This window comes from Cryobacterium sp. 10I1, assembly GCF_035019805.1.
GTDB classification, from domain to species: Bacteria; Actinomycetota; Actinomycetes; order Actinomycetales; family Microbacteriaceae; genus Cryobacterium; species Cryobacterium glucosi.
In genome coordinates this window covers 1-23,888 of record NZ_JASJVF010000026.1, presented here as the reverse complement: position 1 = coordinate 23,888, position 23,888 = coordinate 1, and the positions used below count along the sequence as shown (strand labels likewise).

At 68.3% G+C, this 23,888-nt stretch carries 23 protein-coding genes and 1 tRNA gene; 19 read left to right on the top strand and 5 right to left on the bottom strand.

The genetic code is table 11. The features are described 5' to 3' along the window. Positions 1-112 precede the first annotated feature (112 nt). Both QN345_RS04500 and QN345_RS04495 read right to left on the bottom strand, forming a co-directional pair. Positions 113-1,024: an ABC transporter permease gene (locus QN345_RS04500; RefSeq protein ID WP_322189844.1), complete on the bottom strand. Its 912-nt coding sequence runs from the start codon at positions 1,022-1,024 to the stop codon at positions 113-115. A 77-nt stretch (positions 1,025-1,101) separates the two neighbouring features. Beyond that, positions 1,102-2,754 carry an ABC transporter substrate-binding protein gene (locus QN345_RS04495; RefSeq protein WP_322189740.1) on the bottom strand — a complete coding sequence of 551 codons (1,653 nt, stop codon included), beginning with the start codon at positions 2,752-2,754 and terminating at the stop codon, positions 1,102-1,104. Positions 2,755-3,083: 329 nt separating this feature from the next. On the opposite strand from QN345_RS04495, the gene ileS reads away from it, so the two are divergent. Genes ileS through ndk form a run of 4 tightly spaced genes read left to right on the top strand, consistent with a single transcriptional unit; the run spans position 3,084 to position 8,731 of the window. Beyond that, entirely contained in the window at positions 3,084-6,578 is a 3,495-nt protein-coding gene (gene ileS, locus QN345_RS04490) for an isoleucine--tRNA ligase (protein ID WP_322189843.1), read from the top strand. Then, a complete protein-coding gene (locus QN345_RS04485) occupies positions 6,571-7,956 on the top strand; it encodes a bifunctional folylpolyglutamate synthase/dihydrofolate synthase (protein ID WP_241985048.1) in 1,386 nt (461 codons plus the stop codon). The genes ileS and QN345_RS04485 overlap by 8 nt, the downstream gene beginning before the upstream one ends. Continuing rightward, on the top strand, positions 7,953-8,312 hold the full coding sequence (locus QN345_RS04480) for a DUF4233 domain-containing protein (RefSeq protein WP_322189739.1): 360 nt from the start codon (positions 7,953-7,955) through the stop codon (positions 8,310-8,312). The genes QN345_RS04485 and QN345_RS04480 overlap by 4 nt, the downstream gene beginning before the upstream one ends. Continuing rightward, a complete protein-coding gene (ndk, locus tag QN345_RS04475) occupies positions 8,309-8,731 on the top strand; it encodes a nucleoside-diphosphate kinase (protein ID WP_134447922.1) in 423 nt (140 codons plus the stop codon). Before QN345_RS04480 ends, ndk begins: the two co-directional genes overlap by 4 nt. Before the next feature lie 116 nt (positions 8,732-8,847). Here the strand turns inward: ndk and QN345_RS04470 are convergent, their stop codons facing one another. Beyond that, complete coding sequence (locus QN345_RS04470; protein ID WP_241975424.1) at positions 8,848-9,447, bottom strand: vitamin K epoxide reductase family protein; 600 nt, start codon at positions 9,445-9,447, stop codon at positions 8,848-8,850. A gap of 279 nt (positions 9,448-9,726) precedes the next feature. Between QN345_RS04470 and QN345_RS04465 the strand changes: the two genes are divergently transcribed. Further along, complete coding sequence (locus QN345_RS04465; protein WP_322189738.1) at positions 9,727-12,444, top strand: Rne/Rng family ribonuclease; 2,718 nt, start codon at positions 9,727-9,729, stop codon at positions 12,442-12,444. 107 nt (positions 12,445-12,551) lie between these two features. Here the strand turns inward: QN345_RS04465 and QN345_RS04460 are convergent, their stop codons facing one another. Next, complete coding sequence (locus tag QN345_RS04460) at positions 12,552-12,824, bottom strand: DUF4031 domain-containing protein (protein WP_134447926.1); 273 nt, start codon at positions 12,822-12,824, stop codon at positions 12,552-12,554. Between the two features lie 242 nt (positions 12,825-13,066). Here QN345_RS04460 and rplU point away from each other — a divergent pair, with 242 nt between their 5' ends. The 10 genes from rplU to QN345_RS04410 all read left to right on the top strand — a co-directional run bounded on the left by rplU (position 13,067) and on the right by QN345_RS04410 (position 19,932). Continuing rightward, positions 13,067-13,375 carry a 50S ribosomal protein L21 gene (gene rplU, locus QN345_RS04455; protein ID WP_134447928.1) on the top strand — a complete coding sequence of 103 codons (309 nt, stop codon included), beginning with the start codon at positions 13,067-13,069 and terminating at the stop codon, positions 13,373-13,375. A gap of 18 nt (positions 13,376-13,393) precedes the next feature. Continuing rightward, on the top strand, positions 13,394-13,651 hold the full coding sequence (rpmA, locus tag QN345_RS04450; RefSeq protein ID WP_066595878.1) for a 50S ribosomal protein L27: 258 nt from the start codon (positions 13,394-13,396) through the stop codon (positions 13,649-13,651). A gap of 79 nt (positions 13,652-13,730) precedes the next feature. Beyond that, positions 13,731-15,296: a GTPase ObgE gene (gene obgE / locus QN345_RS04445; RefSeq protein ID WP_134447930.1), complete on the top strand. Its 1,566-nt coding sequence runs from the start codon at positions 13,731-13,733 to the stop codon at positions 15,294-15,296. After that, positions 15,293-16,078 (top strand): glutamate 5-kinase, encoded by a 786-nt coding sequence (gene proB / locus QN345_RS04440; RefSeq protein ID WP_134447932.1) that lies wholly within the window; start codon positions 15,293-15,295, stop codon positions 16,076-16,078. Before obgE ends, proB begins: the two co-directional genes overlap by 4 nt. Before the next feature lie 52 nt (positions 16,079-16,130). Further along, entirely contained in the window at positions 16,131-17,399 is a 1,269-nt protein-coding gene (locus QN345_RS04435) for a glutamate-5-semialdehyde dehydrogenase (protein ID WP_322189737.1), read from the top strand. A 70-nt stretch (positions 17,400-17,469) separates the two neighbouring features. Beyond that, positions 17,470-17,616 carry a hypothetical protein gene (locus QN345_RS04430; protein WP_241975425.1) on the top strand — a complete coding sequence of 49 codons (147 nt, stop codon included), beginning with the start codon at positions 17,470-17,472 and terminating at the stop codon, positions 17,614-17,616. Between the two features lie 13 nt (positions 17,617-17,629). Then, positions 17,630-18,223, top strand: coding sequence for a nicotinate-nucleotide adenylyltransferase (gene nadD, locus QN345_RS04425; protein WP_255454114.1), 594 nt, complete (start codon positions 17,630-17,632; stop codon positions 18,221-18,223). 47 nt (positions 18,224-18,270) lie between these two features. After that, entirely contained in the window at positions 18,271-19,365 is a 1,095-nt protein-coding gene (locus QN345_RS04420; RefSeq protein WP_322189736.1) for a hypothetical protein, read from the top strand. Between the two features lie 40 nt (positions 19,366-19,405). Continuing rightward, positions 19,406-19,783: a ribosome silencing factor gene (gene rsfS / locus QN345_RS04415; RefSeq protein ID WP_134447942.1), complete on the top strand. Its 378-nt coding sequence runs from the start codon at positions 19,406-19,408 to the stop codon at positions 19,781-19,783. Between the two features lie 73 nt (positions 19,784-19,856). Next, positions 19,857-19,932: transfer RNA gene (locus tag QN345_RS04410), tRNA-Ala, on the top strand. Between the two features lie 78 nt (positions 19,933-20,010). Here the strand turns inward: QN345_RS04410 and QN345_RS04405 are convergent. Next, positions 20,011-20,262 (bottom strand): DUF1653 domain-containing protein, encoded by a 252-nt coding sequence (locus QN345_RS04405; protein WP_322189735.1) that lies wholly within the window; start codon positions 20,260-20,262, stop codon positions 20,011-20,013. 169 nt (positions 20,263-20,431) lie between these two features. Here QN345_RS04405 and QN345_RS04400 point away from each other — a divergent pair, with 169 nt between their 5' ends. The 4 genes from QN345_RS04400 to QN345_RS04385 form a co-directional block, all read left to right on the top strand. After that, positions 20,432-20,728: a FeoA family protein gene (locus tag QN345_RS04400; protein WP_241975426.1), complete on the top strand. Its 297-nt coding sequence runs from the start codon at positions 20,432-20,434 to the stop codon at positions 20,726-20,728. Beyond that, a complete protein-coding gene (feoB, locus tag QN345_RS04395; RefSeq protein ID WP_134559800.1) occupies positions 20,725-22,695 on the top strand; it encodes a ferrous iron transporter B in 1,971 nt (656 codons plus the stop codon). The genes QN345_RS04400 and feoB overlap by 4 nt, the downstream gene beginning before the upstream one ends. 1 nt (position 22,696) lies before the next feature. Further along, positions 22,697-23,224, top strand: a complete 528-nt coding sequence (locus tag QN345_RS04390) for a NifU family protein (RefSeq protein WP_134559802.1) — start codon at positions 22,697-22,699, stop codon at positions 23,222-23,224. A gap of 178 nt (positions 23,225-23,402) precedes the next feature. Beyond that, a partial coding sequence (locus tag QN345_RS04385; RefSeq protein WP_323508472.1) for a phosphoribosyltransferase occupies positions 23,403-23,888 on the top strand: 486 nt, incomplete at its 3' end.

The window sequence follows — 23,888 nt, the reverse complement described above, 5'->3', positions numbered from 1 at the left end:
CGCCGGCGGTACGGCCACGGAAGCCTTCGACACCCTGTACACCGTGCTCGAGACCGTCTGCCGGGTCGCCGCGCCGCAGCCCCGGCGAGGCCGGCCTGGATCTCGAGGTCGCTCATGCGCGCCGCAGCCTCGGGTCGGCGATCCGCTGGGCGATATCGGTCAGAAGGGTCATCAGGATGTAAGCGGCGGCGACGAACAGCACGACACCGATCACGACAGGCACGTCCCGCACCGTGACGGCGTTCAGCAGGGTGCGGCCGAGTCCCGGCCTGGCGAAGATCGTCTCGACGACGACGGCCCCGCTGATCAGCGAACCGAACGCCCAGCCGGAGAGGCTGATCCCGGGCAGGCTCGCGTGCCGCAGCACGTGCACCCGGCGGATGCCGCCCTCACTTTCCCCCCTGGCCCGCGCGGAGACGACGAACGGGGCTTCGAGCGCCGTGAGCATCGACTCCCGCATGAGCTGGCCGAGGAAACCGGCGAGCGGGATGGCGAGGGTCAGCACGGGCAGCACGAGTCCGGCAGGGCCTGGGGTGCTGACCGGCGGCAGCACGCCGAGCCAGCTACTGAACACCACGATGAGCGCGCTCGCGAGCCAGAAGTGCGGCAGGGCGGCCGCGCCGATTTCGAGGCCGGAACCGAGCATCCGCCCCCAGCGGCCTGCGCGGGTGGAGAACAGGGCGAGGCCGATCGCGAACAGCCACGCGAGCAGCAGGGAGAGCACGGCGAGAAGCAGGGTGCCACCGAGCTGCCCGAGCAGGAGCGGCGCGACGGGGACGCGGAGCGCGTACGAACGGCCGAGGTCGCCCGTGACGAGGCGGCCGAGCTCGGCGACGTACTGCACAGGGAGCGGCTGGTCGAGGCCGTACTGGGCCCGCACCGCCGCGAGCGCTTCCGGCGAGGTCTGCGATCCCGGTCCGCCGAGCACGGCCTCCGCCGGGTCGCCGGGGACGAGCCGCATCGCGAAGAAGGTGACGGTCGCGACGAGCCAGAGCACGAGGACGGCCCCGCCGAGCCGGGCCATCGCTCGCAGCAGGGCTCGACGCGGCAGGGCGCGCCGCAGTACGGCCGGCCGGGAGAGGCCGGCCGGGTGGGCTCCGGTTACCGGTTCAGCCACGCGTCGTAGAACGTGGGCGTCGACACCGTCGGCATCGCCCGGGTGCCCGAGACGACGGAGGAGAGCAGGTAATGGTTCTGCTGGTCGTACAGCGGCAGCACGTAGAAGCCCTCGAGGACACGGTTCTGCGCCTGGGCGTACAGTGCGGCGCGCTTGGGTGCATCCGCCGTCTGGGAGGCCTCGGTCAGCCAGGCGTCGACCTCGGGGTCGTTGACCTGGGCGTGGTTGGCGAAGTACCCGCTCGGGGCCGGCACGATGCCGGCCGAGTCGAAGAGGGTGCGGAGCACGTCGGGGCCCACCTTCGTGTACGGCGCGCTCACCGCATCATAGGAGTTCGAACCGAGGGCGGTGTACCAGGCCGACAGGTCGAGCAGCGAGAGCACCACGTCGAAGCCCACGGCCTTCGCGGTCGCCTGCAGCTGCTCGAACAGGGACTGCTCCGCCGGGATCGACTGGTTGGTGCTCACCGGGAAGACGACGGACAGGCGCACGCCGCCCTTCGTGCGGTACCCGTCGGAGTCCCGACCGGTCCAGCCGGCCTCGTCGAGAAGGGTGGCGGCGGCCTCGGGGTCGTAGCCGAACAGGTCCGGCCGGGACACCCCGAGCGGCTCGATGCTCGAGAGCGCCGAGAACGAGCGGGTCGCCGTGCCCTGGAACAGGCTCGCAACCGCGGAGTCGACGTCGGAGGCACGGACGAAGGCCTCGCGCACGAGCGGGTCGTTGAACGGGGCCCTGCCCGAGTTCAGCTCGATCCGGTTGGATGCGCCAGGCCGGGGCGCGTCGAGGTGGCGGATGGTGCTGCTCTTCCCGGCCTGCACGATGGTGTCCGGCTGGGCGTTGTCGATCACGTCGACGGCGCCGGACTGCAGGGCGGCGTAGCGGGAGGCCGAGTCGGGGATGAACCGCCAGACGATGGAGTCGAGGTAGGCGGGCCCGGTGTGGGCGGCGTCGGCAGGCGGGGAGGTGTACGCGTCGTTCCTGACGAGGGTGATCGCGTCCTGCTTGACCCAGGAGGCGACCGTGAACGGACCGGTCCCGACCGGGGCCGCGCAGTTCTCGTCCTGGCTGCGGGCGAGCGCCGTCGGCGACTCCATCGCGAGCCACGGCTGGCTGAGTGACTCGAGCAGGGCACTGTCTGGTTCGCTCAGGGTCAGGCGCACCACGGTGGGGGAGACGACGGATGTCGACACCACCTTCCGCACGGCGAGGTACCCGGTCGACGATCCCGTCTTCGGGTCCTGCACGTGCGCGATGTTCGCCTGCACGGCCGCCGCGTCGAAGGGCGTCCCGTCGGTGAAGGTCACGTTCTCGCGGAGGGTGAAGTCCCAGGCGAGGCCGTCGGCGCTCTGCGACCAGCTCGACGCGAGCCACGGGATGATCGTGCCCGCGCTGTCGCGGGAGACGAGCGACTCCAGGAACTGGGTGCCGACGAGGGCCTGCGGATAGTTGCCGCCGACGTGCGGGTCGAGGCACGTCGGTTCGGCATCGCCGGAGGCGTAGTTGAGCGTGCCGCCGGAGACGGGAGCGGTGCTCTCCGTGGCCTGCGGGGATGCGGAACACCCGGTCAGGAGCAGGGCGAGGGTGGCGACGGCGACGAGCGAACGCGGCACGCGGGAGTGGTGAACCAGAGGGGGCATGGGGAAGGAATCTCTCTCGGCGTAGCGGGGCCGGGCCGGGTCCCATCGTAAAACATCACGGTCCGGCCCGAAATTCCCGTAAGTATCGCTCCGACGGGATAGAATTGCGCTCGCATGACAGTGATCCGGCCATCACCGGTGAGTCTTCGGAAGAACGGGAACCGTCGAAAGGCGGACCCCTGGTAGAACCGAACGGGTCGGGCCCGTCACAGCCTCTGAACAAGCGGTCGTCACAGCACGAAGACGGCAAGCGAGGTGGTACCGCGTCGAGTCTTCCCGGAGTCGGCGTCCTCGTGGAACAGGGCCTGTCGGCCCCTTTTGTCCAGGAGATGCACGTGTACCCCAAAGCCCCGCCCTTCCCCGCAGCAGACGACCAGGCCGCAGCACCCGAGCAGGCCGCGCTCGCCGCATCCGCCCCCATCGTGCCCTCGCCGAACTTCCCGGCGATCGAGACAGAGGTGCTCGCGTACTGGGCGGCCGACGGTACCTTCCAGGCGTCGATCGACAACCGGGCGGATGCGCCGGAGTGGGTCTTCTACGACGGCCCGCCCTTCGCGAACGGCGTGCCGCACTACGGGCACCTCCTCACCGGTTACGCGAAGGACCTGTTCCCGCGCTTCCAGACCATGCGCGGCAAGCTCGTGCACCGCCGCTTCGGCTGGGACACCCACGGCCTCCCCGCCGAGCTCGAGGCCGAACGGCAGCTCGGAATCACCGACAAGGCCGACATCGAGAAGCTCGGCATCGCCGCCTTCAACAAGGTCGCCCGCGACTCCGTGCTCAAGTACACCGACGACTGGCAGCGCTACGTCAACCGCCAGGCCCGCTGGGTCGACTTCGAGAACGACTACAAGACCCTCGACATCACCTTCATGGAATCCGTGATCTGGGCGTTCAAGACCCTGCACGACAAGGGCCTCGCCTACGAGGGCTACCGGGTGCTTCCGTACTGCTGGCGCGACCAGACGCCGCTCTCCAACCACGAGCTCGGCATGGATGCCGACGTCTACAAGATGCGCCAGGACCAGACCGTCACCGTGACGTTCCCGCTCGTGGGCACGAAGGCGGAAGCCCTCGGCCTCACCGCGGTGCGCGCCCTCGCGTGGACGACGACCCCCTGGACCCTGCCGACCAACCTCGCCCTCGCCGTCGGGCCGGACATCGTCTACGCCGTCGTCCCGGCCGGTCCGAACGGCACGCCAGACGCGACCGTGCTCCGCGAGGAGTCGGTCACCGGCAGCGACGACGCCCGCGTGGACGTGTCCGTCCTCGGCGCCGAGTACCTGATCGCGATCGACCTCGTCGGCAACTACGCCAAGGACCTCGGCTACGACACGCCTGAGGAGGCCTCCGCGGCCGTTGCGCGCACGGTCACGGGACGCGAACTCGAGGGTGTCGCATACGACCGTCTCTTCGACTACTACGCCGACGCATCCGTCTGGAACACCCAGAAGGCCTGGACGATCCTGCTCGCTGACTACGTCACGACCGCAGACGGCACCGGCATCGTGCACCAGGCGCCCGCGTACGGTGAAGAGGACCAGAAGGCCTGCGAGGCCGCCGGTATCCCCGTGATCATCTCCCTCGACGAGGGCGGCAAGTTCCTCTCCGACGTGCCGGAGGTCGCCGGCCTGCTGTGGTCAGACGCGAACAAGCCGCTCACCCAGATGCTCAAGGCCGAGGGCCGGCTGCTGCGCCAGGCCAGCTACGAGCACTCGTACCCGCACTGCTGGCGCTGCCGCAACCCGCTGATCTACAAGGCGGTGTCGAGCTGGTTCGTGCGCGTCACCGAGTTCCGCGACCGCATGGTCGAACTCAACCAGGACGTCACCTGGGTGCCGGAGAACGTCAAGGACGGCCAGTTCGGCAAGTGGATCGGCAACGCCCGCGACTGGTCGATCAGCCGCAACCGGTACTGGGGCTCGCCGATCCCGGTCTGGAAGAGCGACGACCCGAACTACCCCCGCACGGATGTCTACGGCTCGCTCGACGAGCTCGAAGCCGACTTCGGGGTGCGCCCGACCGACCTGCACCGCCCGTACATCGACGAGCTCACCCGGCCGAACCCGGACGACCCCACCGGGGCTTCCACGATGCGCCGGATCACCGACGTGCTCGACGTCTGGTTCGACTCCGGGTCGATGCCGTTCGCGGCCGTGCACTACCCCTTCGAGAACCGCGACTGGTTCGACACCCACAACCCCGCCGACTTCATCGTCGAGTACATCGGCCAGACCCGCGGCTGGTTCTACCTGCTGCACGTGCTCTCGACCGCTCTCTTCGACCGGCCGGCGTTCACCAACGTCGTGAGCCACGGCATCGTGCTCGGCAACGACGGCCAGAAGATGTCGAAGTCGCTGCGCAACTACCCCGACGTCTTCGAGGTCTTCGACCGCGATGGAAGCGACGCGATGCGCTGGTTCCTGATGAGCTCATCCGTACTGCGCGGCGGCAACCTCATCGTCACGGAGGAGGGCATCCGGGAGGCCACCCGCCAGGTGATGCTGCCGCTCTGGAGCACCTGGTACTTCTTCTCGCTCTACGCCAACGCCTCGGGGGAGAACGGCTACGACGCCGTCTGGCGCACCGACTCGACCGACGTGCTCGACCGGTACCTGCTCGCGAAGACCCGCGACCTCATCGTCGACGTCACGAGCGACCTCGAGGCGCTCGATTCGACCCAGGCGACCGCCCGCCTCCGCGACTTCGCCGACGTGCTGACCAACTGGTACGTGCGGCGCTCCCGGGACCGCTTCTGGACCGGCGCCGTCGCCGGCGGTACGGCCACGGAAGCCTTCGACACCCTGTACACCGTGCTCGAGACCGTCTGCCGGGTCGCCGCGCCGCTTCTGCCGCTCGTCACCGAGCGGATCTGGCAGGGATTGACCGCTGGCCGCAGCGTGCACCTGACGGACTGGCCGGACGCCGGCCTCTTCCCGTCGGACCACGGGCTCGTCACCGCGATGGACCAGATCCGCACGATCAGCTCCACCGTGCTCTCGCTGCGCAAGCAGGCGGGCCTGCGCGTGCGGCTGCCGCTCGCGCAGCTCACCGTCGTCACGACCGGAACGGCGGCACTCGCCCCGTTCGAGGCGATCCTGCGCGACGAGCTCAACGTGAAGAGCGTGAACCTCGTCGAACTCGCCGAGGACAGCGCGGCGAACTACGGCATCACCTCCCGGCTCACCGTCAACGCCCGCGCGGCCGGGCCCCGGCTCGGCAAGCAGGTGCAGGCCGCGATCAAGGCCGCGCGCAGCGGCGACTGGAGCGAAACCGACGGGATCGTGACCGCAGGCGGCATCGCGCTCGAGGCCGGCGAATACGAACTCGTGCTGCAGGCGGGCACAGGGGCGGGCAACACCGACGCGGCATCCGCGGCAGTCGAGCAGACCGGACCCGCCCTCGCGCTGCTCCAGGGCGGCGGATTCGTGCTGCTCGACACCGTGACCACGCCGGAGCTCGAGGCCGAGGGTTTCGCCCGCGACCTGATCCGCGCCGTGCAGGACACCCGCAAGTCGGCAGGATTCTTCGTCGCGGACCGGATCCGCCTCGACCTCGTCTTCTTCGACCAGGCCGACCTCGACACCCTGCGCCTCGCGCCGGGCGTCGACGTGGCCGCGGAAACGCTCACCGTGCGCTTCGCCGCGCACGCCCCGACCGAGGTCGACCCGGCCATCCTCGCGGGCACGGTGCCCTCCGAGTGGCTGGAACAGCTCGCGGGGGCCCCCGTCGAGCACTACGTGCGCTTCGAGGCCGGCCACTACGCCAACCGCGGGCCGGTGCTCGTCGCCGTCGCCCGAGAGAACGGAATCGTGAATGTCTGATTCGATGGACCAGAACCTGCCCGAAGACGACGAGTACCGCGACGCGGGAGAGGCCGTCTTCGCAGCCCTCCTCGACCGGGTCGGCGAAGCCGCTCCACGACCGCGGCTCGCCCCGACCCGGCGGGTCGTCGAACTGCTCGGCGACCCGCAGGCCACCTACCCGGTGATCCACATCACGGGCACCAACGGGAAGACCAGCACGAGCCGGATCACCGAGAGCATCCTGCGCGCGTACGGACTGCGCACCGGCATGATGACGAGCCCGCACCTGGTCCGCCTCAACGAACGGATCGTGATCGACGGGGAACCGATCAGCGACCGCGCCCTCGCCGCGAACTGGGAGGACATCCAGCCGTACCTCGCGATGGTGGACGCCGAGCTCGGTGCGAAGAACGAGGAGCCGCTCACTTTCTTCGAAGCCCTCACCGTGCTCGCCTTCGCCTGCTTCGCGGACGCTCCCGTCGATGTCGCCGTGATCGAGGTCGGCATGGGCGGCGAATGGGACTCCACGAACGTGGCCGACGGCCTCGTCGCCGTCGTCACCCCGGTCGCGCTCGATCACACCAAGCGGCTCGGAAGCACCGTCGCGGAGATCGCCCGCACCAAGGCAGGGATCATCAAGCCTGCGGCATCCGTCATCAGCGCCCGGCAGGCCGAGACCGTGCAGGCCGAACTGGAACGCGCCGTCGAACTGACCGAATCGACCCTCGCGAGCGAGGGGGAAGAGTTCGCCCTGCTCGACAGCCAGGTCGGCGTCGGCGGGCAGCTCATCACGGTGCGCGGCCTCGCCGCGACATACCCCGACCTGTTCCTGCCGATGTACGGCACCCACCAGGCGCACAACGCTGCCGTCGCGATCGCCGCCGTCGAGTCCTTCCTCGGCGCGGGCACCCGCCCGCTCGACCACGACATCCTCACGGAGGGGCTCGCGACCGCGACCTCACCCGGGCGGCTGCAGCTGATCGGCATCGAACCGACCGTGCTCGTGGATGCCGCGCACAACCCGCACGGGGCCGGCGCCCTCGCCGAGGCACTCGGCACCTACTTCCACTTCGATGAGGTCGTCGCCGTGATCGGGATCCTCGCCGACAAGGACGCAGCGGGCATCGTCGCGGCGCTCGCTCCCGTCGTGACCCGGTTCCACGTCACCCAGTCCCAGTCCGACCGGGCGATCCCCGTCGACGACCTCGCCGACATCGTCGCGGCCGGAACGGACGAGGATGCCGTCAGCCGCTTCGACGACGTCGCCGACGCCCTCGACGCCGCGAGGACCTGGGCCGCAGACGCCCCACGTCGCGGCGTGATCGTCACCGGTTCGATCACCCTGGTCGGCGAGGCCCTGTCGCTCGCCGTAGCCAGGGAGTGGCTCAAGAAATGACCGACGCCCCGCGTTCGCGGCGGAACCGGTCTGTGCGCGAGTCGCTCGCGTCGATCGTGCTCGGCTTCGAGACGATCATCGTGTTCCTCGCGGCGCTGCTGCTCTTCGGGCTCGGCTCGCTGCCGGCCTGGCTCGCCCTCGGCGGGGGAGTACTGCTCTGCCTCGTCATGGTCGCGACGATCGGCCTGCTCCGCCACAACTGGTCATACGCGATCGGCTGGATCGTCCAGGCCATCATCGTCCTGACCGGGTTCGTCAACCCGGCCATGTTCATCGTCGGCGCACTGTTCACCGGCATGTGGGCATACTGCATGGTCACCGGCTCGAGACTAGACAACAACAAGGAGAACTCATGAGTACCCCGGTCCAAGAAACCCTCGTCCTGGTGAAGCCCGACGGCGTCGCACGCAACCTCTCCGGAGAGATCCTGCGACGCATCGAGCAGAAGGGATACTCCCTCGTCGACATCAAGCTCGTGCAGGCCGACCGTTCGCTTCTCGCCGAGCACTACGCGGAGCACGCGGGCAAGCCCTTCTTCGAGCCCCTCGTCGAGTTCATGGAGAGCGGGCCGATCCTCGCGATCCGCATCGCCGGCGAACGCGTCATCGAGGGCTTCCGCTCCCTCGCGGGCACGACCGATCCCACGACCGCAGCACCCGGCACGATCCGCGGCGACCTCGGCCGCGACTGGGGTTCCAAGGTCCAGCAGAACCTCGTACACGGTTCAGACTCGCCAGAGTCCGCGTCCCGCGAACTGGCGCTCTGGTTCGACTAGAACCGCAGCCCCGTCGCGCCGAGTGTCGCCGTCCCCGCCGAAACCAGGCGGAGGAACGGCGACACTCTGCGGTTAAGGCGACGGTCGGCATCCGCCCGGCTGGAGGCGGTCCAGTTCTAGAGGCGGTGCAGGAAGTCCATCTTGAGCTGGGCGACTGTTGCGGCCACGAGGTAGCAGCCGATCGTGATGACGACGATCCACGAGGAGGCGCCGGCGGCGAAGCGCCGCACCCCGGCCGGAACCGGGAGGGTGCCCGTCCTGAGGTTGTAGAGGGTCACGGCCAGGAACATCGGGATCGTGACGACCCAGGTCACCATGCACCACGGGCAGAGCACGTCGAGCACGAAGAAGCTCTGGCCCATCAGCCAGATCACGAAGACGAGCGCGAGCGCCACGCCGGCGTTCAGTCCGATCCAGAACCAGCGGGCGAACCGGGCGCCAGCGAGGATCGCGGCGCCGATCGTGATGACGACCGTCCAGGCGATGAGTCCGATCAACGGGTTCGGGAAACCGAACAGCGCACCCTGCCAGGAACCGAGGTTGGTGCTGCAGCCGACGAGCACGCTGAAGTTGCAGGATAGCTGCGCCTGCGGATCCTCGAGGATGGCGATCTTGTCCAGGGTCAGCGCGAAGGCCGCCGCGAGGGCGATCGCACCCCCGATGATCATGAAGATGGCGAGCCCGGTGGGGCGCCTGGATTGCTCGGTCTGTTGCACCTCAGGATTATGTCATGCGCCTCGCACTCGATCCTGAACAATACATGCGATAATCAACACGGATGCTTGGGCCGCGCTCAAGCACAGCCAGAGAAGGCTTAATGGGCCGTAACAGCCCAGATTCATTGGTCCCACGACCAAAGGTATTAGCAGCCAGAGCCAAGAGCCGGTTGCGAACGAAGAGGATTCCCGAGGTGGACGCGCAAGCGTTTTTCTCGCACGAGAGAGTAGCCGGATGGGTGGCGCGGTCGCCCAAAACGGTCAAGGAGCGCACCAGTAATGGTGGAAGACAACGAAAACACCAAAAAACGCAAAGGTCTGTTCGGATCCCGCCGTCGGCGTGTAGCCGCCGCGGCGATCGCGCCAACGGAAGCACCGGCCACGGTACCCGGCGCCGCGACAGACGCCGTGGAGGCACCGACAGCACCATTCCTCGAGGGGGAGCCCGCACCCTGGGCGTCCACCGCGACGACCCCAGCCGAACAGGACACCACCGTGGACCAGCCGACTCCGCCCGTCGAACCCGCACAGCCGGTTCGCAGGCCCTCGACCTCTCTTCTTTTCCAGGCGCCGAACATCGTGCCGCTTCCGGCACGTGCCGGAGCCAGGCGCGACGATTCGCGTGCCTTCGACGATCGTCAGGACGGCAACCGCCCAGACGGGGATCGTCAGGACAGCCGCTCGGGCAACCGCCAGGACAACGGCGCGGAGAACCGTCACGACCGCAACCGCTCGGACAGCCGCTCGGACAACCGTCCCGACGGCCGCTCGGACCGCGATGAGTACCCGGACGAGACGTCGACCGTCCGCCGCCGCGCCCGCCGCAGGCCAGGCGACGAGAACCGCTCCGGTGCCGACGACCCCGCCAACACCGTCGTCCGGGTCCGCGTTCCGCGCGAACCCGAGCTCATCACCGAGCCGCAGCGGATCAAGGGCTCGACCCGCCTCGAGGCCAAGAAGCAGCGCCGCCGCGACGGCCGCGACGCCGGGCGTCGCCGTCCGGTCATCACGGAGGCCGAGTTCCTCGCCCGCCGTGAATCGGTCGACCGGGTCATGGTCGTGCGGGCCAAACACAACAAGATCCAGATCGGCGTCCTCGAGGACGGCGTACTCGTCGAGCACTACGTCGCCAAGAACCAGGACGCATCCCTGATCGGGAATGTGTACCTCGGCCGGGTACAGAACGTGCTCCCGAGCATGGAAGCCGCCTTCGTCGACATCGGACGCGGCCGCAACGCCGTGCTGTACTCCGGTGAGGTCGACTGGGAGGCCGCGGCGGAACATGCCGCCAACAGCAACCAGGCGCGTCGGATCGAGCTCGCGCTCAAGCCAGGCGACAAGGTGCTCGTCCAGGTCACGAAGGACCCGATCGGCCACAAGGGCGCCCGGCTCACGAGCCAGGTCTCGCTTCCCGGCCGGTACCTCGTCTACGTGCCGAACGGCTCGATGAACGGCATCAGCCGCAAGCTTCCGGACACCGAGCGTGCCCGCCTCAAGAAGATCCTCAAAGAGGTCCTGCCGGACAACACCGGCGTGATTGTGCGTACCGCCGCGGAAGGTGCCACCGACGAGCAGCTGACGCTCGACGTCAACCGCCTCACCGAGCAGTGGGCATCCATCTCCAAGCTCGTCGACACTGTCCAGGCCCCCGCGCTGCTGCACGGTGAGCCCGACCTGCTGATCAAGATCGTGCGCGACGTCTTCAACGAGGACTTCCAGAAGATGGTCATCTCCGGGGACGAAGCCCGCGAGACGATCCAGACCTACCTCGGCCAGGTCGCCCCCGACCTCGTCGACCGCGTCGAGCGTTACGAGGGCGAAAACGACGCCTTCGACGAGTACCGCATCTCCGAGCAGATCGAGAAGGCCCTCGACCGCAAGGTCTGGCTGCCCTCCGGCGGTTCCCTCGTGATCGACCGCACAGAGGCGATGACCGTCGTCGACGTCAACACGGGCAAGTTCGTCGGTTCCGGCGGCAACCTCGAGGAAACCGTCACGAAGAACAACCTCGAGGCCGCAGAGGAGATCGTGCGTCAGCTCCGGCTGCGCGACATCGGCGGCATCATCGTCGTCGACTTCATCGACATGGTCCTCGAGACCAACCGCGACCTCGTGCTGCGCCGCCTGCTCGAATGCCTGAGCCGCGACCGCACCAAGCACCAGGTCGCGGAGGTCACCTCGCTCGGGCTTGTGCAGATGACACGCAAGAAGCTCGGACTGGGACTCCTCGAGTCGTTCAGCGAGAACTGCGAGGCCTGTGCGGGCCGCGGAGTCGTCATCCACCACGACCCCGTCACCAAGCACCGCCAGACCGCCCAGCCGCCCCAGGAGCGCCGCCCGCGCAGCAAGTCGGGCAACTCAGGCAACGACAACGGCAACGGCAACGGCAACGGCAACGGGAGCAACGGCGGCAACGGGAACGGCAACGGCGGCAACAACGGCCACCGCGGCGGTAACTCCGGCACCAACGGCTCCGTGTCCGAGCAGGCGAAGGCCACATCGGGCACGCACGGGATCACCGAGGACGCCAAGCACGCACTCGCCCTGATCGCGGCCAGGACCATCCCGCGCGCCCTGACCGGGTCCATCCCGATCATCCACGTGCCGGATGCCCCCGCGTCCGTCCCCGTCTCCGCAGAGCAGGAGGTGCACGCGAACGAGTCCACAGCCCCGGTCGAGCCCACGGTCACGCCCGTCGCCGAGGCATCCGCCCCCGTGGAGGCGCCGAGCATCACCCAGGCCGTTGCCGCGGACCTGACGGAGGCCAACACCGGTTCCGTCGAGATCCTCGACATCCCGGTGCGGAAGTCGTCCCGCGCCCGTCGTACCGTGAGCAAGCAGGTCACCGACCAGCTGCTCGACTCGGTGCTCGAGTCGCTCCCTGAGCCCAAGCAGCCCGGCCAGGGCCGCTCGCGCAGCCGCAGGGTCACGACGGCCGGCGGCTCGACGTCGAACGCGCAGCCCATCGTGCTGCCGGCACGGGAGACGCAGAACTAGTTCAGCACGAGCCCAGGGACATCGGGGCCGTACGGCGGTCGACTTCGGTCGGCCGCCGTTTTCCGTACCCGCGACACGCCGAGACACGCCGCCGGGCCGCGGTGGGTTCAGCGTCCGGAGCGTTCGCGTCCGGACACGCGGAGCCCGCTCGCGCGCAAGCGCAGCACGAGCTCCCTGTTGCCCACCGGAAGCGCCCCAGCCGCCACGAGGGCCTCGTAGCGGTGCGCGGGCACGTCATAGTGGTCCAGGTCGAAACCCCGCAGGGGAATGCCGTTCGCCGCGGCGAAACCGTGCAATTCTTCGAGCGACACGTCGCTGACGAGGTGCGACCAGACCGTATCGTGCGCAGGCCATGTAGGCTGATCTATCAACACGGTCATACCAAGATTGTATGTTCCCCGCAGCGTTGTGCCGGGGGAGCAGGCGATCCCCGGTCGATCCCAGCCCCAGTTTGACCGGGGCAGGTTGATCAGCTAAACTCGACTGTTGGTGTGCGTTGGGCCTGAGCCCGCGCTGACACCTAAGGTTTTCTGACAGAGACGGGCCGACTTGGGCCGTTTACGCAGTAACTTTCCATCATAGGAATCGGGGCCTCACGGCTCCCCAGAGATAGGTACGTAACGTGGTTTACGCAGTTGTGCGCGCCGGTGGGCGGCAGGAGAAGGTAGAGGTCGGGACCATCGTAACGATGGACCGAATCAAGGCTGACAAGGACGGCAACGTCGAGCTGGCCGCAGTGCTCCTCGTCGATGGCGACAAGATCACCTCTGACTCGAAGTCTTTGGCCAAAGTCACCGTGACCGCCGAGGTCCTCAACGACCTCCGCGGCCCGAAGATCGTCATCCAGAAGTTCAAGAACAAGACCGGTTACAAGAAGCGTCAGGGGCACCGTCAGGAGCTCACTCGCGTTCAGGTCACCGGCATCGCCTAGGCCCGAGGAGCAGAACAAATGGCACACAAAAAAGGTGCGAGTTCCACTCGCAACGGTCGCGACTCCAACGCCCAGCGCCTCGGCGTGAAGCGCTTCGGTGGTCAGGTTGTCGGAGCGGGCGAGATCATCGTCCGCCAGCGCGGCACCCACTTCCACCCCGGCGTGAACGTCGGCCGCGGTGGCGACGACACGCTGTTCGCCCTCGAGGCCGGCTCGGTCGAGTTCGGCGCGAAGGGTGGCCGCAAGGTCGTCAACATCGTGGTGGCTGCCGCGTAGGCATCCACAATCTGTAAGCGTGAGGGCGGGCTTCGGCTCGCCCTCTGCTTGTTTTACGCCACCTGAAAGGGGCACCCCCATGGCCACATTCGTTGACCAGGTCACGCTGCACCTGCGCGCGGGCAACGGCGGCAACGGCTGTGTGTCCGTCAAGCGGGAGAAGTTCAAGCCCCTGGCCGGCCCCGACGGCGGCAACGGCGGAAACGGCGGCGACATCGTGCTCGTCGCCGATCCCCAGGTGACCACGCTCCTCGGCTTCCACCGGTCCCCGCACCGCAGCTCCGTCAACGGCGGTCCCGGCATGGGCGACCACCGCGCCGGTTTCAGCAGCGAGATCATGGAACTCTCCGTACCCCTCGGCACCGTCGTCAAGGACGTCGACGGCAACGAACTCGCCGACATGACCGAACCGGGTTTCCGGATCGTCGTGGCCCCCGGCGGCCAGGGCGGGCTCGGCAACGCCGCACTCGCCTCCTCGAAGCGCAAGGCCCCCGGTTTCGCACTCCTCGGCACCTACGGCTGGGAAGGCGATGTCCAGCTCGAGCTCAAGACCGTTGCGGACGTCGCCTTCGTCGGCTATCCCTCCGCAGGCAAGTCCAGCCTGATCGCGGCCATGTCCGCCGCGAGGCCCAAGATCGCCGACTACCCCTTCACGACCCTGTTCCCGAACCTGGGCGTCGTCGACGCCGGCGAGGTGCGCTACACGGTGGCAGACGTTCCCGGCCTGATCGAGGGCGCGAGCGAGGGCAAGGGCCTCGGCCTCGAATTCCTGCGCCACGTCGAACGCTGCACAGCTCTCCTGCACATCCTCGACTGCGCGACCCTCGACCCCGACCGCGACCCGCTCAGCGACCTCGACGTGATCCTCGGAGAACTCGGCGCCTACCCGGTTCCCGAAGGCCAGAAACCCCTCCTCGACCGTCCCCAGCTGGTCGCGCTCAACAAGATCGACGTTCCAGAGGCCCGCGAACTCGCGGACTTCGTCAAGGCAGACCTCGAAGCCCGCGGCTACCGCGTCTTCGAGATCTCCACCGTCAGCCACGAGGGCCTCCGCCAGCTGAACTATGCCCTCGCCGAACTCGTCGAAGCAGGCCGCATCGAGTCCGCCGCCGCACTCGCGGCCAAGCCGCGCATCATCATCCGTCCCAAGGCCGTCGACGACAGCGGTTTCGTCGTCAAGGTCGAGGGCGGCTCGTTCGGCAACATCTACCGCATCATCGGCACCAAGCCCGAGCGCTGGGTGCAGCAGACCGACTTCACCAACGACGAGGCCGTCGGCTTCCTCGCCGACCGCCTGGCCAAGCTCGGCATCGAGAACGAACTCTTCAAGGCGGGAGCCGTCGCCGGCTCGACCGTGATCATCGGCGCAGGCAACGGTGTCGTCTTCGACTGGGAGCCCACTCTCACGTCGACGGCGGAGCTCATCACGGCCCCCCGCGGCACCGACACCCGCCTCGACGACTCGAAGCGTCGCACGAGCAGCGAGCGCCGGGAAGAGTACTTCGGCCGGATGGACGCCAAGGCGGCCGCCCGTGCCGAGCTCATCCGCGAGCGCGACGCCGGAATGTGGACCTCTGGCGAGGTCGAGTACAACGGCGAGAGCGCCCCAGCAGGCTCGGAAAGCAGCCAGGAAGACTCCGAGTGAGCGTCCTCGGGCGGGACGACATCAAGACGGCGGCACGCATCGTCGTGAAGGTCGGGTCATCCTCGATCAGCGGAGCGAACGTGTCGCAGATCTCCCCGCTCGTCGACGCCCTCGCCGAGGCGCACGCCCGCGGCGCCGAGATCGTCCTGGTCTCCTCCGGTGCGATCGCGACCGGGATGCCGTACCTCAACCTCGAGGAACGGCCCACCGACCTCGCAACCCAGCAGGCCGCGGCCTCCGTCGGCCAGAACCTCCTGATCTTCCGCTACCAGGACAGTCTCCGTCGCTACTCGATCATCGCCGGGCAGGTGCTGCTCACCGCCGGCGACCTCGAGAACCCGTCACACCGGTCCAATGCGCGCCGCGCGATGAACCGGCTGCTCGGGCTGCGGATCCTCCCGATCGTGAACGAGAACGACACCGTCGCCACCCACGAGATCCGCTTCGGCGACAACGACAGGCTCGCGGCCCTCGTCGCGACCCTGATCGGAGCCGACCTCCTCGTGCTGCTGAGCGACGTCGACGCCCTCTACACCCGCCCGCCGCATCTCCCAGGGGCGGAACGCATCCCGCACATCGCGGCAGGCGACCGGCTTCCCGGCGTGGAATTCGGCGCGAGCTCCTCCGGTGTCGGCACCGGGGGGGCCGGTACGAAGGTGTCAGCGGCCCGGATTGCAGCGGAAGCAGGAACGGCCGTGCTGGTCACCTCGACAGGGCTCGTCGCCCAGGCCCTGCGCGGCGACTACGTCGGCACCTGGTTCGAACCGACTCCCCGGCTGTAACCTGTCCGGTCCTGGCCCCGCGGGGGTGGGAAACGTGCCGTAAACTACCGGCATGCTGCAGTCACCCGTCGACTCCCTCCGGCTCACCCTGACCCTCGATGCGGCGCGCAGGGCCTCGATCGTCCTCGCGTCCACTCCGACCTCGCAGAAGAACAGGGCGCTCACCGCGATCGCGGACTCCCTGCGCAGGAACACGGCAGACATCCTCGCGGCGAACCGTGACGACCTCGCCGCCGGCGCCGCAAACGGACTCAGTACCGGTCTCCTCGACCGGCTCACCCTCGATGAGGCCCGCGTGGCCGGCCTCGCGGACGCCGTGCTCCAGATTGCACTCCTGACCGACCCCGTCGGCGAGGTCGTCCGCGGCAGCAGCCTGCCCAACGGTGTGAAGATCAGCCAGGTGCGGGTGCCCTTCGGCGTCGTCGGCGTCATCTACGAGGCGCGGCCCAACGTGTCCGTCGATATCGCGGCGCTCGCGCTCAAGAGCGGCAACGCCGTCGTCCTCCGCGGCGGATCCGCCGCCGAGAACACCAACCGGGTCCTGGTCGCCCTCCTCCAGTCGGCCATCGACTCCGTCGGCCTGCCGGGGGACGTGGTGCAGACCATCGATCCCTTCGGGCGCGAGGGCGCGACCGAACTCATGCAGGCCCGCGGCCAGGTCGACGTGCTCATTCCGCGCGGAAGCGCCGGACTGATCAATGCCGTCGTCACCCAGTCGAAGGTCCCGGTCATCGAGACCGGTGCCGGCGTCGTGCACATCTTCCTCGACGAGAGCGCCAACCGGGATTGGGCCGTCGAGATCGTGCACAACTCGAAGGTGCAGCGCCCGAGCGTCTGCAACGCCGTCGAGACCCTCCTCGTCCACGAGGGCGCCGCTGACCGTCTCCTGCCTGCCGTCCTCGGTCGTCTCGCCGCCTCCGGGGTCACCATCCACGGCGACGCCCGCGTCCAGGCGCTCTTCCCGGACGCCGTCCCCGCGACCGAATTCGACTGGGAGACGGAATACATGAGCCTCGACCTCGCGGTCGCGGTCGTTCCCGGCCTCGATGGGGCGCTCGCGCACATCCGCCGGTATTCGACGGGCCACACCGAGTCGATCATCACGAACGACATCGTCAACTCCGAACGGTTCCTGAACGAAGTGGATTCCGCGGCCGTCATGGTCAACGCATCGACCCGGTTCACCGATGGCGGCGAATTCGGCTTCGGTGCCGAGGTGGGCATCTCCACCCAGAAACTGCACGCCCGAGGCCCGATGGGACTCCAGGAACTCACGAGCACGAAGTGGATCGTGCGCGGCAGCGGACAGGTGCGGGCCTAGTCCGAACGGCCCCACTAGAATGGTGCGGTACTGCACGTCACGCGTGCCGTCCCGCAGAAAAGGAGTGTATATGCCGACGTTCGTCTACGGCCTGATTGCCCTGGTCACCTTCGGCGCCCTCGGCGGGGTCGTCTGGTCCTACCGCGATGTCGCCAACCGCCACGCCGAAAAGGCGCGCGCATACGCCGCAGCGCACGGCCGCGTCGACGAGCACTAGGGACACCGTCTCCGTGACTGAGCGCCGCCCCCGCATCGGCGTCATGGGCGGCACCTTCGATCCCATCCACCACGGCCACCTCGTCGCCGCGAGTGAGGTGGCGCAGAGCTTCCACCTCGACGAGGTCGTCTTCGTGCCGACCGGGCAGCCGTGGCAGAAGAGCGACGTGACCGAAACCGAACACCGCTACCTGATGACCGTGATCGCGACGGCGTCGAACCCCCGTTTCACCGTGAGCCGCGTCGACATCGACAGGGTCGGCCCGACGTACACGATCGACACCCTGCGCGACCTGCACGCCCAGCGCCCTGATGCCGAACTGTTCTTCATCACCGGTGCCGACGCCATCCGCCAGATCCTGAGCTGGAAAGACGTGCAGGAACTCTGGGACCTCGCCCATTTCGTCGCTGTGAGTCGACCGGGACATGAGCTCACCATTTCGGGATTGCCGAACCAGGACGTAAGCTTGCTGGAAGTTCCGGCATTGTCGATATCGTCCACCGACTGCCGTGCACGCGTGAACCGGGGTTTCCCGGTCTGGTATCTGGTTCCCGACGGGGTCGTCCAGTACATCTCAAAGCATCATCTGTATCGGAGTGTGGCATGACGTTGGGTATCAACCCACCGCCACTGACGCGTCGTCAAGCGCGCGAGTTGGCAAACGGGCATCAGCCCTACGCGCCCTCCGCTGCGCAGAAACATTCCCCGCACCACACGCAGCCCGCGCAACCGGTCACCCCGGCGGCCCCGTCAGCGGATGCCCCCACTGTCGAGCCCGAGTCTCTTCTGGTCCTGCCGTCGACCGGTGGACCCGCGGCCGAATCCGGACCCGTCATCCTCGCTGAGCTCGTTCCCGAAGCCGAAGCTGAAGCCGAAGCTGAAGCCGAAGCTGAAGCCGAAGCTGCAACCCCGGCGGCGCCGGAATCCGGCGCAACGACCGACGCCGTCGAGACTCCCGGTGAAACCAGCGCCGGGACTGCCGCGGACGTTCCGGTCCGCGAGCACACCCTGACCCGGCGCGAACTCCGCGCCTTGCAAGCCGCCGAAGCGCCTCCGGCCGAGGATTCCCTGCTCGCGGCCGTCGCGACGCTCACCGCATCCCGACCCCTCACTACGCCAGCTTCCCCCGCCGAGGAGCAGGACAATGTCCGCCCGCAGGGTCGCCCGGTCGAGCCGGAACCCATCGCCTTCATGGTCGACGTCGCGCCGAGCCCCCTCGGCGAGACCCGTCCCGGCTCCCTGCACCCTCCTGTCGGGCACTGGTCGCTCGACCGCGGCGAAGAGAACGACCTGCTGCCCGGGTTCGAGACGCTCGCCCCGTTCGACCAGCTGGTGAACCAGGGCGTGAGCGCCGGCGGCATCCCGACCACGACGAACGCGCTGATCCTTCCCTCGATCCCGCACCAGGGCAACTCCTCTGGTCCGCTGACGAGTACCGGTGAAATCATGATCACGGGCTCGATCGACCTGCCACGCAGCCTCGGCGAAACCGGGGTGCACCCCAACGTCTACGACTCCTCCGAGATGGACCGCATGCTCGACCAGCTCGACGAGGGCGGCCACCGCAACGGGATCGTCCCGGTGAGCGCCAGTCGCGCCGTCAGCACCCACGCGTCGACCCGAGGCGTCATGGCCCCGCCGAAACAGCGCGGACTCACGCTTCCCACCGTTCTCACCGTCACCGTCGGCGTGCTCGCCGTCGGCGTGCTGGCCCTGTTCGCGGTCGGCTACTTCCTCCACATCTTTTAATGCCATTTCACTCGCTTTCACTAACACAGGGATTCATTCGATGACCGCTTCTGCCCACGCTCTCGAGCTCCTCAAGCTGGCCGCCGCCGCCGCAGACTCGAAAGCGGGGGAGGACCTCGTCGCGATCGACGTTTCCAGCCCTCTCCCACTGACCGACATCTTCCTCATCGTCACCGGCCGCTCCGAGCGCAACGTCGTCGCCATCGCCGGCGAGATCGAAGACCAGCTCACCGCAGCCGGTCACAAGCCGCTGCGCCGCGAAGGCCGCGCTGAGGGTCGCTGGGTTCTCGTCGACTTCGGCGACCTCGTCGTGCACGTCTTCCACGAGGAGGAGCGCGTGTACTATTCCCTCGAGCGACTCTGGAAGGACTGCCCCGTCATCCCGATCGAACTGCCCGTCCACAAGGTCCAGGACTGACAGTGGTCACAACAGGCTTCCGCATGTAGTAGCCTAGAGAAGTTGTTTCGGGGGAAAACCTGAAACACAATCTGGGTCCGTGGCGCAGCTGGTAGCGCACCTGCATGGCATGCAGGGGGTCAGGGGTTCGAATCCCCTCGGATCCACCAAGACAGGAAAAGCCCCGACTTCGGTCGGGGCTTTTCCTGTGTCAGAGCTGCTTCCAGCACGATGTCAGCTCGGAATATTCAGTCCCGGATATCCAGCACGGAGTGCGCTGCGGCGTCGGTGTCGATCGGGGCGAACCGGGGAACCGCCTGTCCGTCGATGTTGACGGACTCCCGGAACATCACCAGGGGACGCACCCACAGGCCACGATCGCCGTAAAGCGCCGTGTAGACGACGAGCTCCTCCTCGGTCTCCGAGTGCCGGGCGACGCCGATCACGTCGTACAGATTGCCCTTGTAGTGCCGGTACCGCCCTGGCGTTATTCCTGTCATTTTCGCTCCCGCTTTCCGAACCCAGTATCCGGCATAGGCGCAGCGAGCGAGCGGGCGAACCCACCCGGCCGGGAGCGGGAGTAGGTAAGCCTGCCCTAACTTCAGCTAGGCTGAGGGTGAGCCCTCCGCAGTCGGCGGGGAGACCCGACGACGCCGAGGAGAACGTGAAGTGAGAGTGTCCAGCCGGGTAGACGGATCGCCTGCGGCCACCACACCTCCGCTGTCGAACCCCTGCGGCCTGGAGGCGCTGCCGATCGGAGTGCCTGCCCGCATCATCGATGTGGGAGACCACGGTACGGCCCCGTACGCCGGTCGCCTCGGTGACCTCGGCTTCGTCGCCGGCGCCAGGATCGAGCTCCTCCGCCGGGCGCCGCTCGGAGACCCTGCCGTGTACCGGGTCCGCGGCTACGACATCTGCCTCCGACTCGCGCAGGCCCGCGGCATCCGCGTGACAACGACTCTGTGACGGACGCATCGAGCGGGCCGGACTGCCACGGCGGACCGACCGGCGGCACTGTCGTCACCGGCGCCCCGCGCACGGCGCTCGTCGGCAGCCCGAACGCCGGCAAGACGAGCATCTTCAACGCCCTCACAGGACTCCGGGCGAAGACCGGCAACTATCCCGGCGTCACCGTCGGCCGGTCCGTCGGCGTCTTCCGCTCGGGCGGCCAGGATTTCGTCGTCGAGGACCTGCCAGGCACCTATGGCCTCGAGCCGGTGAGTCCGGACGAGCAGATCGTCACCGACCTGCTCCAGGGCCGGCTCACCGGGGTCGAATCGCCCGACGCCCTGGTCGTCGTGATCGACGCGACGACGCTCTGGCGGTCACTGCGGCTCGTGTCGCAGGTCCTGCGCCTGCACCGGCCGGTGTGCATCGCCGTGACCCTCACCGACGAACTCATCACCCGCGGCGGGCGCCTCGACATCGCCGGGCTCGAACGGGCCCTCGGCGTGCCGGTGGTCCGGGTGATCGGCAACCGGCGCATCGGCATCCCCGAACTCCGCACGAAGATCGCCGGCTGGCGGAACTGGTCGGTGCCCGTGCTCGATCCACCGACAGACCCGGCCGAGCTCGAGGCCTGGACCGAATCCATCCTTTTGGCGAGCGAGTACCGCCCGGCGCAGCCCGACAAGACCACCCAGCGGATCGACGCGGTGCTGCTGCACCCGGTGTGGGGCACCGCGATCTTCATCGCGGTCATGGTCACCTTCTTCCAGATCATCTTCTCCTTCGCAGCACCCCTGCAGGGACTCGTGGAGACGTTCTTCGGCTGGCTCGCCGGACTGGTCGACGTCTTCGTGCCGGTGCCCTGGCTCGCGGGCCTGCTCGGTGACGCGATCATCGGAGGGGTGGGCGCCGTCGTCGTCTTCATCCCGCAGATCATGCTGATGTTCCTGCTGATCTCCCTGCTCGAGGGCGTCGGCTACATGTGCCGGGCCGCGTTCCTGATGGACCGCATCATGTCGCGGGCGGGGCTCGAGGGCCGGGCGTTCGTCGCGCTGATGAGTTCCTTCGCGTGCGCGGTCCCCGGGATCATGGCGACCCGCACGCTGCCGTCGGCCAAGGACCGCATCGCGACGATGATGGGCGCGCCCCTGATGACCTGCTCGGCACGGCTGCCGGTCTACATCCTCCTGATCGGGATGCTCGTCAGCCCGGAGTCCCGCATCGGCCCGCTGCAGACCCAGGGCGTCATCATGTTCTGCCTCTACTTTCTCGGGGCGGTGTCTGCCATGCTCGCGGCCTGGATCGTGAAGACCGTGCAGGACCGGAACGGCCTCCTGATGCCGTTCTACATGGAGATGCCGCCGTATCGCGTCCCGACGCTGCGGTCCATCTGCCTCACGATGTGGGATTCGTCCCGCGCCTTCCTGCGCAAGTGCGGAACGATCGTCATGCTCACGACGATCGTGCTGTGGCTCCTCCTGAACTTCCCGTTGCACTCGACCGCAGAACTGACGGCATCCGGTGTCGACGTCACGGATGAGGGCGCGGTGACGTCCTTCGTGATGGACCACAGTGCGGCGGCCTCGATCGGCCGTGCCGTCGAACCGGTCTTCGCGCCGCTCGGCTTCGACTGGCGCGTCAACATCGGCGTCGTCGCCTCCCTCTCCGCGCGGGAGACCTTCGTGGCAACGCTCGGCCAGATCGCCGCAGCCGACGACCCGGACAACCCGTCCGCTGCCCTCTCCGCCATGACGTACACCGACGGCGCCCATGCCGGCGACCGGGTCTTCACGGCCCCGACGATCGCCGCGCTTCTGGTCTTCTTCGTGTATGCGCTGCAGTGCATGTCCACGGTGAGCGTGATGAAGCGGGAAACCGGCACCTGGAAGTGGCCGGCCATCGCGTTCGGGTACATGTTCGTGCTGGCCTGGAGCTCGGCGTGGATCGTCCACGGTATCGTCGCACTCGCGACCGGGACGGCCTGAGATGATCCCGCTGCACCCGGAAGCCGTGCACGACCGCCCAGAGGCGCTCCGCTGGGTGATGCCGCCCGGTTCGCTCGGATTCACCGGTGCCGTCCGATCGGCACCGGGCGACCTCGGTCGCCTGCTCGACACCGGCGTGCTCACCGGGCTCACGGTCGGTGCCGGCTCCGTCACGACGTGCCTTTCCGCGACCTGCAGCTGGTCCTCGGAGGGCGCGGCGGTGCGGAGCGCGCTGCACGCCGCCCTCGAGAATCCCGCGGAGTGGGTTCCTGCCGTTGCGGGGACTCCCGGCACGCGCGACGCCGACCTCGCCGTGGCGGCCCGCACCGTGCTGTCCGGGCGCGTCGGCGACTTCATCCGCTCCCACGGCGGCGTCGTCGAGCTCGTCTCTGCACACGACGAGGTCGTCACGGTGCGCCTGACCGGCTCCTGCAGCGGATGTCCCGCCGTCGGGTTCACCCTGCACGCCCGCGTCGAGCGCGCCCTGCGCGACCTCCACCCCGGACTTCGCTCGCTCGTGGCGGTCTGAATCGCTCGTCCACCCGGTCGCCGGTGCGCCTTTCGGCGATCCGCCACCCCTCCGGCATTCATTCCGACCGCGGAATGAATCGGCTTTCGGCCGTGCCCGTCTCGAACACGCCCTATTGCGATTCGCCGCACCGGACCATGATGGTGAACGATTCTGCAGTCCAGAGGAGGTGGGGGCGATGGTCCTGTTCAGTGACCGGGTGGATGCCGGCCGGCAGCTTGCCGAGCGGCTCGAGTACCTGCGGGGTACCGACACGATCGTGCTCGGCCTGCCCAGGGGAGGGGTGCCCGTCGCTGCGGAGGTCGCGAGGGTTCTCGCCGCGCCGCTCGACGTGATCGTGGTCCGAAAACTCGGCGTTCCCTTCCAGCCGGAACTCGCGATGGGAGCGATCGGCGAGGACGGCGTCAGGGAACTCAACCCGGACATCCTCTCGATGGCCAGCATCAGCGCGGACGAGCTCGCGACGGTCGAACGCCACGAACGGGCCATTCTCGACGCCCGCGTCGCGGAGCTGCGCAAGGGCAGGGAACGGGTCGACGTGCGCGGTCACACCGTCGTCATCGTCGACGACGGGATCGCGACGGGTGCGACGGCGCGCCCCTGCACCAGGCGCAGGTGCTCCGCAACGTCGTGGCTGAAGGGGTCCTCGCCGAGCAGGTCGGCC